The following is a 14,096-nucleotide window of genomic DNA, read 5'->3' as shown; positions in this document are numbered from 1 at the left end:
TCGTCCGTTTCCACCGTCCCCACCGGGACGACGCACGGCGTCGAGGGGCTGCCTCCCGGAGGCAGCCCCTCGACGCCGTGCGCTGGCCTACGTCCGCCGAGGCGGCCCCGTCGAGCCACGCGGCGTCAGAGAGGGAGTGGGCACCTGGTTGGGGCCCGTGTGTGTTCCCTCGATGACTCCGAACAAGGTTCGGGCTACCTGCTCGCCGAACTGGTGCACATCGTGGCTCATCGCCGACAGCGGCGGATGGGTCAGGCGGCACAGCTGGGAGTCGTCCCAGGCGAGCAGCGAGAGGTCATCAGGGACAGCGAGCCCCATCTCGGCCGCCACCGCCGCTCCGGCGACGGCCATGATGTCGTTGTCGTACACGATGGCCGTCGGACGTTCAGGGGCCGTCAGAAGACTGCGCGTCGCGCGTGCCCCCTCCTCCCCGACGAAGCCGGTCGCCACCTGCCGCCGGCCATCGAGGCCCAGCTCGGCCATGGTCGCCTCGAAAGCAGCGGCGCGGATGCCGCTGTGGCCGAGGCCGGCGGGACCGCCGACGCGGGCGATCCGCCGGTGCCCGAGCGCCGCCAGATACCGCACGGCTTCCGCCGCCGCCGAGGCGTCGTCCGTCCAGACCGAGGGGAACCCGCCGGTCAGGGACGGATGTCCGACGGCCACCACGGGCATGCCGAGCGCCCGTAGCCGGCGGATCCGCGGGTCGTCCCGGTGGAAGTCCACCAGGATCGCCCCGCCGACCGTCCGGCTGCGCCACCACTCCTCGTACAGCGCGCACTCCTCCTCCAGGTCGCGCACGAGTCGGAGGAGGAGGGAGCAGGACCGTTCGGCGAGGACGTCCTCGATGCCGGAGATGAACTCCATGTAGAAGGGTTCGAGCCCGAGGAGGCGGGCCGGCCGGCAGAGTGCCAGGCCGACGATCCCCGTCCGTCGGCCGGAGAGGTTGCGTGCGGTCTGGTTCGGGCTCCAGCCGAGCTCCCGGGCCGCCGTGAAGATGCGCTCCCGGGTCGTCGGGGACACCCCCGGCCGGTTGTTGAAGGCGATGGACACCGCACCTTTGGATACCCCCGCCAGGGCGGCCACGTCGTTGATCGTGACACGCCGGCCGGGGATGGGAGAGGCTGGAGCGCTCACGCCGCTCCTATGCTGAACAGGGCGGCCCGTACGGACTCCGGGTCGCCGCCTGCCCAGCCGCGGACCGCGATGCGGACCTCCTCGCCCGGCAGCAAGGTGACCAGGCCGTGGTCGGCGCTCGCCGCGGGGGTCAGCCGGTCGGCCTGGAGCAGGAGGTCCCGCACGAGGGTGCGGGCGGTGACGGTCACGACCGAGTCGCCGTCCCCGGCCGGCTCGATCCGTATGTCGTACGAGGGCGCCGGGTAGGCGAACGCCCTGTCGAACACCGGCAGATGGACCGCCCGCAGACCGTCCGCGTCGGCGACGAGGAGCTCCTTGCCGGAGTCGGCCTCGGGCAGCAGTGAGGCCGGGATCACCATCCGCAGCACGGTCCGGGCGGCGGCCTCCAGGTCGAGCGAGGCCTCCTTCAGCACGGTGCCGTCGGCGGCGAGGCGGCGCAGGAGGACCGTTGTGCGCCAGGTGGTGCCGGACTGGTTGTCGAGGGCGAGCATCGGCCCCTCCTCGGCGGGCACCAGGCTGAGGAGGCGGTCGGCGTAGACCCGGCGCAGCTCGTGGTAGAGCGGCTTGAGGCGTCCGTCGCCGTCGATCGCGGCCCAGGAACTCACCGGCCAGCAGTCGTTGAGCTGCCAGACGACCGTGCCCGCGCAGACCGGCCAGTGGGAGCGCCAGTGCTCGATGCCGGCGGCGACGGCGCGGGCCTGGACGACCTGGGCGAGGTAGTGCCAGCGGTCGAAGTCGTCCTGGGGGAGCCCGAAGTGGCGCTCGATGCCGCGGTTCAGTTTGCCGTTGCCGTCCTCGGCCTTCTGGTGGTGCATCATGCCGGGGGAGTCCGGGGAGAGGTCCTCGCCGGGCAGGGCTCGCCGCAGGGTACTGATCGCGGGCGGGGCCTGCCAGCCGAACTCGGCGCAGAAGCGGGGGACGTCGGTCCGGTACTCGGCGTAGTCCTGCCGGTTCCAGACCTCCCACGAGTGGTGGGTGCCGTGCCTGGGGTCGTTGGGGTGGTGGTCCCAGGAGCCGGACCAGGGGCTCCCGGCCGTGTAGGGGCGGGTCGGGTCGAGTTCGGCGACGATCCGGGGCAGGATCCCGAGGTAGTAGCCCTCGCCCCAGGAGTCGCCGGCGAGGGGGGCCTCCCAGTCCCAGTCGCGGAAGCCCCAGAGGTTCTCGTTGTTGCCGTTCCACAGGACGAGGCTGGCGTGGGACATCAGCCGGACAACGTTGTCACGCGCCTCTGCCTCCACCTCTCCGCGCAGCGGCTGCTCCTCGGGGTAGGCGGCGCAGGCGAAGAGGAAGTCCTGCCAGACCATCAGTCCCAGCTCGTCGCAGACGTCGTAGAAGGCGTCGTCCTCGTAGATCCCGCCACCCCAGATGCGGACCAGGTCGATGTTGGCTGCGGCGGCCTGGGTCAGGCGGGCGCGGTAGCGCTCGGGCGTGACCCGGGAGGGGAGCACGTCGTCCGGGATCCAGTTGACCCCGCGCGCGAAGATCCGCACGCCGTTGACGACGAAGGTGAAGCCGGTGCCGTGCGCGTCGGCGGAGCGGTCGACGGTGACGTCGCGGAAGCCGATCCGCCGCGACCAGGAGTCGAGCGGTGCGCCGTCCTCGTCCAGGAGCTCCACGTCGAGCCCGTACAGCGGCTGGGAGCCGTATCCGCGCGGCCACCACAGCTCCGGCTCGGGCACCTCGAGGCGGAGGACGGTCTCCGTGCCCTCGAAGGAGGTCTCGCCGACCACCCCGGCCACCGTGGCGCGCAGTGTGAGGGGGCGGTCCGTGCCGCTTTCGGTGCGGGCGGCACGGATCCGCAGTTCGAGGTGCCCGGTCGTGTCGTCCACGGTGACGAGCGGGCGGACCTCAGCGAGCCGGGCGGTCGACCAGCGCTCGATCCGCACCGGCCGCCACATGCCGGCCGTCACCACGGTCGGGCCCCAGTCCCAGCCGAAGGAGCAGGCCATCTTGCGGATGTACTGGAACGGTTCGGGGTAGACGTTGGGCCGGTCGCCGGTGAGCGCGCGGACCCGCTCGGCTTCGTCGTACGCCGAGTCGAAGCGCACTTCCAGCGGCCCCGACCGGCCCGTGACGTCGAAGCGGTGGATGCGGTGCATGTTCCGGGCCGTACCGAGGGATGCGCCGGCGAGCAGGACCTCGGCAGCGGTGTCCAGGCCCTCGAAGACCAGTTCGGAGCGCTCGTGCCCGTCGTCGTCGGCGTCGAGGTCGGTCACGTACGACCACGCCTGGCGCCCGACCCAGGCGATCTCCGTCTCGTTCAGCCCCAGGAACGGGTCCGGTATGGCCCCGGCGGCGAGCAGATCGGTATGGACACAACCGGGCACCTGCGCCGGGAGCAGTGCGCCTCCGTGGCACAGGCTCCACCCTTCGTGCAGCTCGGTGACAACCTTCATGGTGTGCGGCTCCAATCGCCTGGCAGTGGGCGGGATGCGTGTACGGGCCGACAAGTTAGCCGTACATTTACTTAACTGTCTATGAACCGGTGAAGCGCGACCAGCACGGTGCGTAGCGCAACGGCCATACGACGTCATCGGACCTTGACAATCGGCGGGTCCCGGTAACGATTGGGCATCACGCTGGAAATCAGCACTTTACCGGTTCACGACTGGCTGACATAGTGCCGTCATCCCACCGATGACCTGAGCCGTGACTTTGAAGGAGTTGGGCCATGGGGAAGAAGACCACAGCGCTCTCGGGAGCGCTGCTGACCGCCGTGATGCTGACCGTGTCGGCGTGCGGAGGCGGAGGCGGCGGTGCCACAGGCGAGACCGCCGCCGCTCCCGCCGACCCGAAGGAGGTGTCGGGCGAGATCAAGGTGCTCACCCAGCGAACCGACCTGGTGCAGAACGGCGCGCTGAAGCAGTACGCCGCCGACTTCAACAAGATCTACCCCAAGGTCAAGGTGTCCTTCGACGGGATCACCGACTACGAGGGCGAGGTGAAGATCCGGATGAGCGCCAAGTCGTACGGCGACGTCCTCTTCATCCCCGGCGCGGTGGCCAAGAACGACTACCCGAAGTTCTTCGCTCCCCTGGGAACGACGGCCGAGTTGTCGTCGAGGTACCGCTTCAGCGACAAGACCGAGGTCGACGGCAAGGTCTACGGCATCGCCCAGTTCGGTACCGCCAACGGCTTCGTGTACAACAAGGCGCTGTGGAGGAAGGCCGGCGTCACCGCCTGGCCTGAGACGCCGCAGGAGTTCCTCGACGGGCTGAAGGCGGTCAAGGCCAAGACCGGGGCGACCCCGTACTACACCAACTTCAAGGACGGCTGGCCGCTGGTGCAGTGGACCGCCAACAACGGCTCGGTCGGCTGTGACGCGCAGGCGGGCAACAAGCTGGCAGGACCGGTCTCACCGTGGAAGGAGGGCAGCGAGCTCCGCACGATCGACGGCCTTCTCCACGACATCGTCGAGCAGGGCCTGTCGGAAAAGGACCCGACGACCACCAACTGGGAGAACTCCAAGTCGCTGCTGGCCGACGGCAAGATCGGCGCGATGATGCTGGGCTCCTGGTCGATCACACAGATGCAGGGCGTGGCGAAGGACTCCGGCTTGAATCCGGCGGACATCGGGTTCATGCCCTTCCCCGTCCAGAAGGCCGGGAAGTTCTGCGCGGCACTGGTCTCCGACTACCAGCAGGCCGTCAGCGTGCACTCGAAGAACAAGACCGCCGCGCGGGCCTGGATCGACTGGTTCACCGAGAAGTCGGGCTTCGCCGAGAAGGAGGGCGTCGTCTCCGCGGTCAAGTCCGCCCCCATGCCCGCCACGCTCAAGGAATTCGTTGACAACGATGTCACCTTCTTCGACCGCTCAGAGGCCAAGACGGCCGCGGTGAACGACATCGACGACGCAGCGGAGATCGGGCTGAACAAGCAGGACTACCGCCAGAAGCTGATCGACACGGCCCGCGGCGCCGAGAAGGGCAGCTTGGAGGACTTCTTCGCCGACCTGAACAAGAGGTGGGACGAGGCGGCGAAGACCGTCGGTAGCTGATTACCGACGGAGTGGGCCCCGGCCGCACGACACGGGCCGGGGCCCCTGGACCTTCCGCGGCAGCGGACACGAAAGGCCGACATGACCCAGACAACCGAGACTGCACCAGAAGGCGCCGCCATGACAGGGCGATCGACCAGCGACAGCACAGGCAGACGGATGCGGCGCGACCCCCAAGGTGGCCCGCCCCCGCGCAGCGGGCGCAGCACCACGACCGGACGGACCCGATCCTGGCGTGACTCCCCGCTTCGCAGGATCACGCCCTGGCTCTTTCTTGCCGCCCCTCTCGCCCTGCTGATCACGTTCACCTACGTGCCCGTGGCGAGCATGATCTCGTACAGCTTCACGGACTGGGACGGGGTGAGCCCGGAGCGGGAGAACGTCGGGTTCGACAACTACGTACAGATCTTCACCCGTCCCGAGCTGTTCCGGGTGTTCTTCGTCAGCGGCTACTACCTTGCCGCGTCCGTGGTCCAGATCGCCGTCGCGCTCTACTTCGCGGTGGTCCTCAGCTTCGACCTGCGGTTCCGAAACCTCTTCAAGGGGATTCTCTTCTTCCCCTATCTGATCAACGGCGTCGCGATCGGCTTCGTGTTCCTGTACTTCTTCCAGGACGGCGGCACGCTCGACGCGGTGCTGTCCTGGTTGGGCGTGGCCACCGACCATCCGTGGCTGGGTGATCCGGCCTCTGCCAACGTGTCCCTCGCCGGCGTCTCCGTCTGGCGCTTCACCGGACTGAACTTCGTCCTCTTCCTCGGTGCGATTCAGTCCATTCCCGGGGAGCTGTACGAGGCGGCCGAACTGGACGGCGCCGGGAAATGGAAGCAGTTCCGGCACATCATCGCGCCCAGTATCAAACCCGTGATCAGTCTCAGCGTCATCCTGGCGATCTCCGGCTCACTCTCGGTCTTCGAGATTCCCTACATCATGACCGGCGGCGCGACCGGCACCCAGACCTTCGTCATCCAGACGGTCAAGCTTGCCTTCCAGTTCAACAAGACCGGCCTGGCCTCGGCCGCGGCCGTGGTGCTCCTCCTGATCATCCTGCTGATCACCTGGATCCAGCGCCGGCTCGTGCCCGACGACAAGGTGGACCTCGTATGACCTCCCCCGACCTCACCGCAGCACCCGCGCCCGCAGGCACACGCGTCTCCAGGCGCCGCCTGCCCGTCGGAAGCGTCCTGACGTACCTGTCGCTCGTCGTGGCGTCCGCGGTCGTCCTGCTCCCGCTCGTCGTGGTCCTCCTCACCTCGCTGAAGACCTCGGACGAGGTCAAGGAGGGCGGCGCCCTCTCCCTGCCGGGGAACTGGCTGAACCTCGAGAACTACGTCACCGCGTTCAACGACGGCCACATGTTGATGGCCTTCGGGAACACCGCGTTCATCCTGTTGTTCTCCATCGGCGGCACCGTGATCATCGGTTCGATGACCGCGTACGCCGTGGACCGATTCGACTTCCAGGGCAAGAAGCTCGTCATGGCGGGATTCCTCATCGCCACACTCGTGCCTGCCGTCACCACGCAGGTGGCCACCTTCCAGGTGATCAGCAGCTTCGGACTCGTCGACACCCGATGGGCCCCGATCCTGCTCTACATGGGTACCGACATCGTGTCCGTGTACATCTTCCTGCAGTTCATCCGGGGAATTCCCACCTCGCTGGACGAGGCGGCCCGGCTCGATGGAGCCAATGCCTTCACGATCTACCGGAAGATAATCTTCCCGCTGCTCAAGCCCGCGATCGCCACGGTCGTCATCATCAAGGGAATCACCACTTACAACGACTTCTACATTCCCTTTCTGTACATGCACTCCGAAGACCTCGGCACGATCTCCACCGCGCTCTTCCGCTTCAAGGGCCCCTTCGGAGCCCATTGGGAGGCCATTTCAGCAGGGGCGATCCTCGTCATCCTGCCGACGCTGATCATCTTCCTGCTGCTCCAGCGCTGGATCTACAACGGCTTCTCACAGGGAGCCACCAAGTAGGGAAGAGCGACGGAACGTGAGGCCGGCCGGACGACGGGACGGTCCGGCCTCCTCGGTCTCCCTGCGGTCGGACGATCAGCCCGCGTCCGACTCCGGAGGCGGAGCGGAGGTGCTGCCCCGGGGGGTGAAGTAGGCGTAGCCCTCGCGGACGCTGCCGATGTCCTCCCCACCGATCAGGGCGAGCAGCGCGGTCGCGGAACGGGCTCCGTACGCCGGGATGTCGCGGGTGACAGCCGACAGCGTCGGGCGTACGACCTGCGTGAGCGGCGACTCGTCCCAGGCCACGATCGACAGGTCCGCCGGGATCGACAGGCCCAGCTCCTGTGCGACCGACAGTGCGGCCACCGCCATGATGTCGTTGTCGAACACCATCGCAGTCGGCCTTCGAGGCGCGATCAGCAGCGCCCGCGCGGCCCGAGCACCTTCGTCGCCGGTGTAGTCGGTGTGCACCACCGTCGCCTCGGGGATTCCGGCCTCCCGGCATGCCTCCGCGAGGGCGGCGTCCCGGATCGCCGTATGCGCGAACGCGGCCGGGCCCGCCACCCGCGCGATCCGCCGGTGGCCCAGGGCCGCCAGGTACCGCACGATCTCGTGGACGCTCTCGCCGTCGTCGGACCAGATGGCCGGCAGGCCCCCGGCCGCTTCCGGTGGGCCGATCGCCACCGCGGGCAGGTCCATGCCGCGGACGGCGCCGACCCTCGCGTCATCGGTCTGCAGGTCCATGAGCAGGACGCCGTCGACTCGCCGCTCTCCCCACCAGCGCCGGCAGACCTCGATCTCCTGCGCCTGGTCCGTCACCATCTGGAGCATCAGCGCGTACGACCGCTCGGCGAGCACCGTCTCCACGCCGCTGATGAACCCCATGAAGAACGGCTCCACCCCCAGCGTCCGCGCCGGCCGCCGCACGACCAGTCCGACCGCCTGTGCCCGCCCGCCGGTCAGCGCCCGGGCGGCGCTGTTGGCGCGCCAGCCCAGTTCCTCGGCGATGCTCTTGATCGAGGCGCGGGTGGCCTCGGAGACTCCGGGCTGGTCGTTGAGCGCGTACGAGACCGCCACCTTCGACACACCCGCCCGACGCGCGATATCCGCCATCGTCGGCCGTTTCACTGCCACCCCAGCTCCATCCTCAATCTCGATACCCCGACTCTACCGCCCGGTCATGGCCCTCAACGGCGGGTTTCTGCGGGCGCACGGGGCGACAGCGCGAAGCGGCGGCCGGGCTTCGGTATCGAGAGCTCCCACTCAACAGGCGTGCAATGCAGGCCAGTTGAATCCATTGACATGCTCTCGGGCCCTCTCTGCGGTTCCCTTCGATTAACCGGTTAATTTGTGATCGGGTGAGCCGCCCCGTAGCCGACCGGTTTCTCCACCAGCTCCCTCCGGACGAAAGGGAACCCCCCCATGAGCACGCCCCCCGTGCTGTTCCACGGGCAAGAAGAGCCACCACGCCGTCCCCGACCCCCACCGACCCGGCCACGCCGCCCACCCCCGGACCGACGGATCCCACGGCCCCGCCCACCACGGAGCCGACCGGGCCCACCACGCCGCCCACGACTCATGCGGCGGCCGGCTGCGCCGTCACCTATACCCTCGCCGACTGGGGCACCACCTTCAACGGCGGCGTGACGATCCGCAACACCGGCGGCACCCCCGTCGCCGGCTGGCAGCTGGCCTTCGACTTCCCGGGTGACCAGCGGATCACTCAGATGTGGAACGCCGTCCCCGAGCAGGACAGGCGGAACGTCACCGCGACCAACCCGTCCGGCTACAACGTCACCATCGTCCCCGGCACGACCGTGAACTTCGGCTTCAACGGCACGTCGTCGGCGGGCACAACGGGGTGCCGACCGCCTTCACCCTCAACGGGAAGCCCTGCACCACCACCTGACCGCACACCTCACAGCACCTGGGGTGTCCGCTTCAGCGGGCACCCCACTTCAGCATTCAGCCCCGGAAGCCCATGGCCGGCCGTTGTCGAGGATGCCCACGCGCGAGTGCTTTCCGGCTTGCTGCCGCAGATCCGCGTGAACGGCGAGGAGGTACGGGCGAATTTAGTCAGAGTTTCGCAAATCTTTGACGGGTCCCCGTCGGTACTGGAATCGGACGGCCCGCGCGCCGCATGCTCTTACGAGAGCACGCCGCCGTCCTCTCCCCAGGGAGCCCCGGCCGTCCTGAGGCCGCGGGACCGGGCTGCCCTCGTACACGGTGAGCCTCAGCCCTGGCCCACACGCCGCTACCGGACGCGTGCCACGGCGAGAGGGGCGACCGGCACCGACGAAGGAAGCCCGCAGAAGACATGAACCACAGCCCGCTCGACCACCGTTACCGGGGCGAACACCCGATCCGCACCGTCCACTATCTCTTTCGGCCCGACCACGCCCGGCTTGCCGGAGCCGTCGCGATCTTCTTCGCGAAACACGCGCCCGTCTGGTTGCTCCCGCCGGTGACAGCCAACGTGATCGACGTCGTTGTCGAGCACCGGGCGATCTCCGAACTGTGGTGGAACTGCGCCGTGATGCTCACGGTCCTCCTCCTGAACCCGCCGCTGCACCTGCTGTACGTCCGCTGGATGCACGGGGCGATCCGGCGGCTCGGCCGCGACCTGCGGTCCGCCCTCGTGACCCGGATGCAGCAGCTGTCCATCGGCTTCCACAGCCGCACCAGCTCGTCCGTGCTGCACGCGAAAGTGGTCCGGGACGTCGAGACGATGGAGACGGGAATCCAGCAGACGGCGGACAACGGACTCACCGCCGTCGCCACGCTGGCGGGCGGCCTGGCCGTCATCGCCGTGGTCACGCCGGTCTTCCTGCCGGTCTTCCTCGTCCTGATCCCCGTCGCGGTGCTGCTGATCGGGGCCCTGCGCGCGCGGCTCGGCGAGGGGAACACCTCCTACCGGCGTTCGGTGGAGCGCATGTCCGCCTCGGTCAGCGATATGACCACCCTCATCCCCATCACCCGGGCCCACGCCCTGGAGCGCACGGCGCTGGGACGGGTCGGGCGCGAGCTCGACCAGGTACAGAGGGAGGGGACGCGACTCGACCTGCTCAACGCCCGCTTCGGCTCACTGTCCTGGGTCGTCTTCAACGGGCTCGGTACCGCCTGCCTCGCCGGCGCGGCCCTCGTTGCCTACTACGGATGGGCGTCGGTCACCGCGGGCGAGGTCGTCATGCTCAGCGCCTACTTCTCCACCCTCACCGGGGCCGTCACCAGCCTGCTCGCTCTCGCCCCCGTCGTGGGCAAGGCAGTGGAGTCCCTCAAATCCGTCGGCGAGGTCCTCCAGGCACCTGACCTGGAGGTCAACGACGGCAAGCGGCAGGTGGAGTCGGTCGCCGGGGCCTTCCGGTTCGAGGGCGCCGGTCTCACGCACGGCGACGGTGGCGAGCCCGCTCTGAGCGACGTCGACCTCGACGTGCCGGTCGGTACCACCCTCGCGATCGTCGGCGGCTCCGGGGCGGGGAAGTCCACGCTGCTCAACCTCGTACTCGGCTTCCACCGTCCCACAGCGGGTCGGGTCCTCCTCGACGGACAGGACATGGCCGACCTCGACCTGCGGAGCTACCGCAGGTTCGTCTCCGTCGTCCCCCAGGAGTCCGTCCTCTTCGAGGGAACCATCAGGGAGAACGTCACCTACGGCCTGGAGGACGTCGACGACGGGACGCTGCGGAGCGCGCTCCGCGACGCCAACGCCGCCGAGTTCGTCGACGCACTGCCGGATGGCCTCGACACCATCGTGGGGGAGCGCGGCACCCGCCTCTCGGGCGGCCAGCGCCAGCGACTCGCGATCGCCCGCGCTCTCATACGCGACCCCAGGGTCCTGGTGCTCGATGAGGCCACCTCGGCGCTCGACGCCCGCTCCGAGGCCCAGGTCCAGGAGGCGCTCGCCCGCCTCGTCGCCGGCCGGACGGTCTTCGTCGTGGCCCACCGCCTCTCCACGATCAGACAGGCCGACCGGATCGTGGTGCTGGAGCGGGGGCGGGTGGTGGAGTCCGGACGCCACCGGGAACTGCTCGAACGGGGCTCCGCGTACGCGCGCCTCCAGGCGACCCAGCTGGCCTGACCCGCAGTACGAAGAGGGGCGCCCTCCCTTCCCGAGGACGGGGAGGGAGGGCACCTCGATCCTCAGTGGTCGGCGGCGCCGCCGCGGACGACGCAGGAGCGGCTGTTCTCCCAGCCCCAGCCGTCGCCGTCGGGGTCGGAGGAGGCGCCGTTCACGCAGTACGGGTAGCCGTTGGGAGCCGTGCCGCCGGTCCCACCGCCTCCGCCTCCGCCGCCGTAGATCGTGGCGCGGGTGGAGGTGGCGGCGATGCCGTCGGCGCCGTGGAAGAAGCGGTTGCCCCAGGCGGTCAGGGAGCCGGCGTCGAACCCGGTGACCATGTCGAGGTACTCGACGCCGCTGCCGTTGCCGCTCCAGGACCAGCCGAGGTAGCCGACGCGCAGCGAGCGGGCGGTGGCCATGATGGCGTTCTCGTCGGGGTTGCCGTCGCTGTGGTTGTCTCCGAACTCTCCTACGACGATGGGGAGTCCGTTGTTCACGAAGTGGTTCAGGTAGCCCTGGACCTCGGCGGCCGTGTCGTACACGCCGTACATGTGGATCGAGAAGATCGTGTTGCGGCGGGGGTCGGAGGCGAAGACCGAGGCCGCGTTGTCGCGCATCGTGTTCGACCAGTCCTGGCCCCAGTTGGGAGCGTCGACCATGAGCGCGTTCTCGATGCCGGCGTTCCGCAGCTTGCTGATGGCAGTCTTTGTGGCGGCGGTCCAGGCGGAGTAACCGCTGTTGCCGAAGGGCTCGTTGCCGATGTTGACGACGACGTAGTCCTCCTGGCCCCTGAGGGCGCTCTTGACGCCCACCCAGTAGTCGGCGGCCTGGCCGAGGGTGGCGGCGGCGCCGTCCTCGCCGTATCCGGTGGTGTCGTGCACTTCCAGGACGCAGATGACCTTGCTGGTCTTGCAGTCGTCGACGATCGACGCCAGCTGCGAAGAGGTCGTCTCCGTCCAGCGGTCGCCGCTGGAGAGGACGACGCGGACGGTGTTTGCACCCTTGGCGGCGATGTCGGCGATGGCGTCGGTCTCGCCCGGGTACCAGGCGTAGGCGTGGTTCACGCCCCGCATCACGAATTCGTTGCCGTTGGCCTCGTAGATCCGGCCGTTGCCGACGTGGATGCCGCTGTCGGCGGCCTGGGCGGCTCCGGCGGTTCCGAAGACGGGCAACAGCAGCCCGACGACGCCGGCGAGGGCACTGCCGGCGGCCGTCAGCCACGTCCTGCGCGATGACTTGGTCATGCCTCTCCTCATAAGGGAAACGGGAAGGAGCCCGTGTGCGCAGCACTCTGACAATGAGACAACGTTGTCAGAGCGCAAAGACCGAGCCGCTGGTCCGCGCGCCGGGGGTGTCCACCATGAGGCACCCGTGGCCGAATCGGTGTCAAGCATGAAGGGCGATTTCATGGCGAAGAGAGGAGGTGGTGAAGTCAGTTCAGTGAACCTGCACTGAACGTGTAGCTGTTCTCATGGCTCTGATATCGCGTGTCACTCATGTGTCTACTGAACCGTGGCTTGCCGAACCGAACCGCCGGGGCAGGCCGCGTTCGAGGCTCCGCCGCACACGGCGTCGCACATCCATCAGCCGCCGGACCGTGCAGTTCGCTGGTCGATCTTCATCGGCATGCCGGCCGGCGTGGTGCTTCGGGGGGACCGTGTCCCATGAGGCAGAGCGAGGCTGATGCCCGACGCGTCGGTGCGTGGACAGTCGTCGTCCGTGTGGGTGGACTGGCCTCCCTCGTATTGATGGCTCATCAGGCAAGTCGGCATCCGGTCGGCATGAGTCGAATACGTGCGGGGAACGGTCGCCATTCCGTCCCTCGACCACGTGACGAAAGCACTGGCCGTAGCCGACGAAGAATTGGTGCTGGAGATCGTCATGATGCGGGGTGCGGTCTGCGCAATGGTGAGGCGCGGGCGGTGATGTCAACAATGTCGTGGCGCAGGACGTGTACCGGGTGCGCGAGCAGATCCACTCCAACACGCTGAAGCCGGCGAAGCTGAAGCACCGCAAGGCGGGGGGCCTGAGGTGCCGCTGCCGCGGTCGGTGCGGGAGGCGATCGAGCGGTACGAGGCCAAGCACGGCGCCACGAGGGACGGGTATCCGCTGCGCGGTCCGGGCGGCTACTTCACCGAGGGCATGGAACGGCGCCGGGTGAAGAAGCTCTTCGCGGACCTCCCACGATTCGGCACAGTCGCCGACGCTATTACATCGAGACCGAGGCCGGTGGCGGCCCGCAGGCGGGCCGTGGTGGTCGCCACGAGGTGGGCCGATTCGGCCTGGTGAGCGGTCGCGAGCCGCAGGGAAGGCCAGCCGGGCCGATCCTCGGAGCTGCTCATGCGGTTGGTGCGACAGTGCGCCGCCCGGCCCTCGGACCGGGCGGCGCCTCCGTACGCGTGGAACCTCCGTACCCCCCACGGGACGTCGGTGCCGACGCGCATTCATCCGGCGACTACACCGCGGGGATCGCCCGAGGGAGTGCCGAGTCCACGGTGCTGCTCGCCGGACCACCCGCCCACCGTCGGCGGGTTCCCGCCGGGGCGTCCGGCCTCACGCTCCGGTCAGGAGACGTGTGACCGGGGCCGCCCCGGGCAGGGCGAGGACCGCGCCCACGGCGTCGATCGCAGCGCCCGGCGCCGGTGGAAAATCCGCGTTCTGGGGCATGGGGCAAGGCGCTTTCGGCAGTGTGTGCCGGTGTGAGCCGAGAAGCTCACCGGCGGGGCGGGAGGCACGTTAGGCAGGCGGTGTTACCCGCGCATTACCAGGGTCGGGGCGGCGGAGTTGTGCCGTGCCGACGGGGCTGCGACCAGGGGGTGCGGCGGCCGCCGGCAGCCATGGGGCCGGTGAGAGGCCGGGGAGGCTCCGGAGTGGACCTCATGCGGTCGGTAATTCCTCTGTAACGCCCTCTCCCTAGCGTCCGGATCCGGCACGTCGCCCGCCCCGG

General features: G+C 68.9%; 9 protein-coding genes. 5 read left to right on the top strand and 4 right to left on the bottom strand.

Annotated elements, in window-relative coordinates; all coding sequences use genetic code 11:
• Positions 1-87 precede the first annotated feature (87 nt).
• Together IF00_RS0101925 and IF00_RS0101920 are read right to left on the bottom strand one after the other, a co-directional pair.
• Positions 88-1,134 (bottom strand): LacI family DNA-binding transcriptional regulator, encoded by a 1,047-nt coding sequence (locus tag IF00_RS0101925; protein ID WP_030313455.1) that lies wholly within the window; start codon positions 1,132-1,134, stop codon positions 88-90.
• On the bottom strand, positions 1,131-3,530 hold the full coding sequence (locus IF00_RS0101920; RefSeq protein ID WP_030313452.1) for a glycoside hydrolase family 2 protein: 2,400 nt from the start codon (positions 3,528-3,530) through the stop codon (positions 1,131-1,133). Before IF00_RS0101920 ends, IF00_RS0101925 begins: the two co-directional genes overlap by 4 nt.
• Positions 3,531-3,805: 275 nt before the next feature.
• Here IF00_RS0101920 and IF00_RS0101915 point away from each other — a divergent pair, with 275 nt between their 5' ends.
• From IF00_RS0101915 to IF00_RS0101905, 3 genes are all read left to right on the top strand, one after another.
• On the top strand, positions 3,806-5,131 hold the full coding sequence (locus tag IF00_RS0101915; RefSeq protein WP_030313446.1) for an ABC transporter substrate-binding protein: 1,326 nt from the start codon (positions 3,806-3,808) through the stop codon (positions 5,129-5,131).
• A gap of 81 nt (positions 5,132-5,212) precedes the next feature.
• A complete protein-coding gene (locus tag IF00_RS0101910) occupies positions 5,213-6,235 on the top strand; it encodes a carbohydrate ABC transporter permease (protein WP_425338246.1) in 1,023 nt (340 codons plus the stop codon).
• Positions 6,232-7,113 (top strand): carbohydrate ABC transporter permease, encoded by an 882-nt coding sequence (locus IF00_RS0101905; RefSeq protein ID WP_030313442.1) that lies wholly within the window; start codon positions 6,232-6,234, stop codon positions 7,111-7,113. The genes IF00_RS0101910 and IF00_RS0101905 overlap by 4 nt, the downstream gene beginning before the upstream one ends.
• 75 nt (positions 7,114-7,188) lie before the next feature.
• On the opposite strand, the gene IF00_RS0101900 is transcribed toward IF00_RS0101905, so the two are convergent.
• Positions 7,189-8,205, bottom strand: a complete 1,017-nt coding sequence (locus IF00_RS0101900) for a LacI family DNA-binding transcriptional regulator (protein WP_245234392.1) — start codon at positions 8,203-8,205, stop codon at positions 7,189-7,191.
• Positions 8,206-8,450: 245 nt separating this feature from the next.
• Here IF00_RS0101900 and IF00_RS47970 point away from each other — a divergent pair, with 245 nt between their 5' ends.
• Together IF00_RS47970 and IF00_RS0101895 are read left to right on the top strand one after the other, a co-directional pair.
• The gene (locus IF00_RS47970; RefSeq protein ID WP_078944495.1) at positions 8,451-9,413 is read left to right on the top strand and encodes a cellulose binding domain-containing protein; all 963 of its coding nucleotides are present in this window, start codon (positions 8,451-8,453) and stop codon (positions 9,411-9,413) included.
• The gene (locus tag IF00_RS0101895; RefSeq protein ID WP_030313438.1) at positions 9,410-11,170 is read left to right on the top strand and encodes an ABC transporter ATP-binding protein; all 1,761 of its coding nucleotides are present in this window, start codon (positions 9,410-9,412) and stop codon (positions 11,168-11,170) included. Before IF00_RS47970 ends, IF00_RS0101895 begins: the two co-directional genes overlap by 4 nt.
• A gap of 62 nt (positions 11,171-11,232) precedes the next feature.
• Here the strand turns inward: IF00_RS0101895 and IF00_RS0101890 are convergent, their stop codons facing one another.
• Positions 11,233-12,393 carry a cellulase family glycosylhydrolase gene (locus IF00_RS0101890; RefSeq protein WP_030313435.1) on the bottom strand — a complete coding sequence of 387 codons (1,161 nt, stop codon included), beginning with the start codon at positions 12,391-12,393 and terminating at the stop codon, positions 11,233-11,235.
• Between the last annotated feature and the right edge of the window lie 1,703 nt (positions 12,394-14,096).

Origin of the sequence: Streptomyces flavochromogenes, from assembly GCF_000717595.1 — a bacterium.
Lineage (GTDB): Bacteria > Actinomycetota > Actinomycetes > Streptomycetales > Streptomycetaceae > Streptomyces > Streptomyces flavochromogenes.
Note: the sequence above shows the minus strand (reverse complement) of the source record. Positions and strands in the feature narration are given on the sequence as shown.

Coding starts and splice junctions, on each gene's coding strand:
- IF00_RS0101890 (WP_030313435.1), bottom strand. CDS start 12,393: ATGACCAAGTCATCGCGCAGGACGTGGCTGACGGCCGCCGGCAGTGCC.
- IF00_RS0101895 (WP_030313438.1), top strand. CDS start 9,410: ATGAACCACAGCCCGCTCGACCACCGTTACCGGGGCGAACACCCGATC.
- IF00_RS0101915 (WP_030313446.1), top strand. CDS start 3,806: ATGGGGAAGAAGACCACAGCGCTCTCGGGAGCGCTGCTGACCGCCGTG.
- IF00_RS0101910 (WP_425338246.1), top strand. CDS start 5,213: ATGACCCAGACAACCGAGACTGCACCAGAAGGCGCCGCCATGACAGGG.
- IF00_RS0101905 (WP_030313442.1), top strand. CDS start 6,232: ATGACCTCCCCCGACCTCACCGCAGCACCCGCGCCCGCAGGCACACGC.
- IF00_RS0101900 (WP_245234392.1), bottom strand. CDS start 8,205: ATGGCGGATATCGCGCGTCGGGCGGGTGTGTCGAAGGTGGCGGTCTCG.
- IF00_RS0101920 (WP_030313452.1), bottom strand. CDS start 3,530: ATGAAGGTTGTCACCGAGCTGCACGAAGGGTGGAGCCTGTGCCACGGA.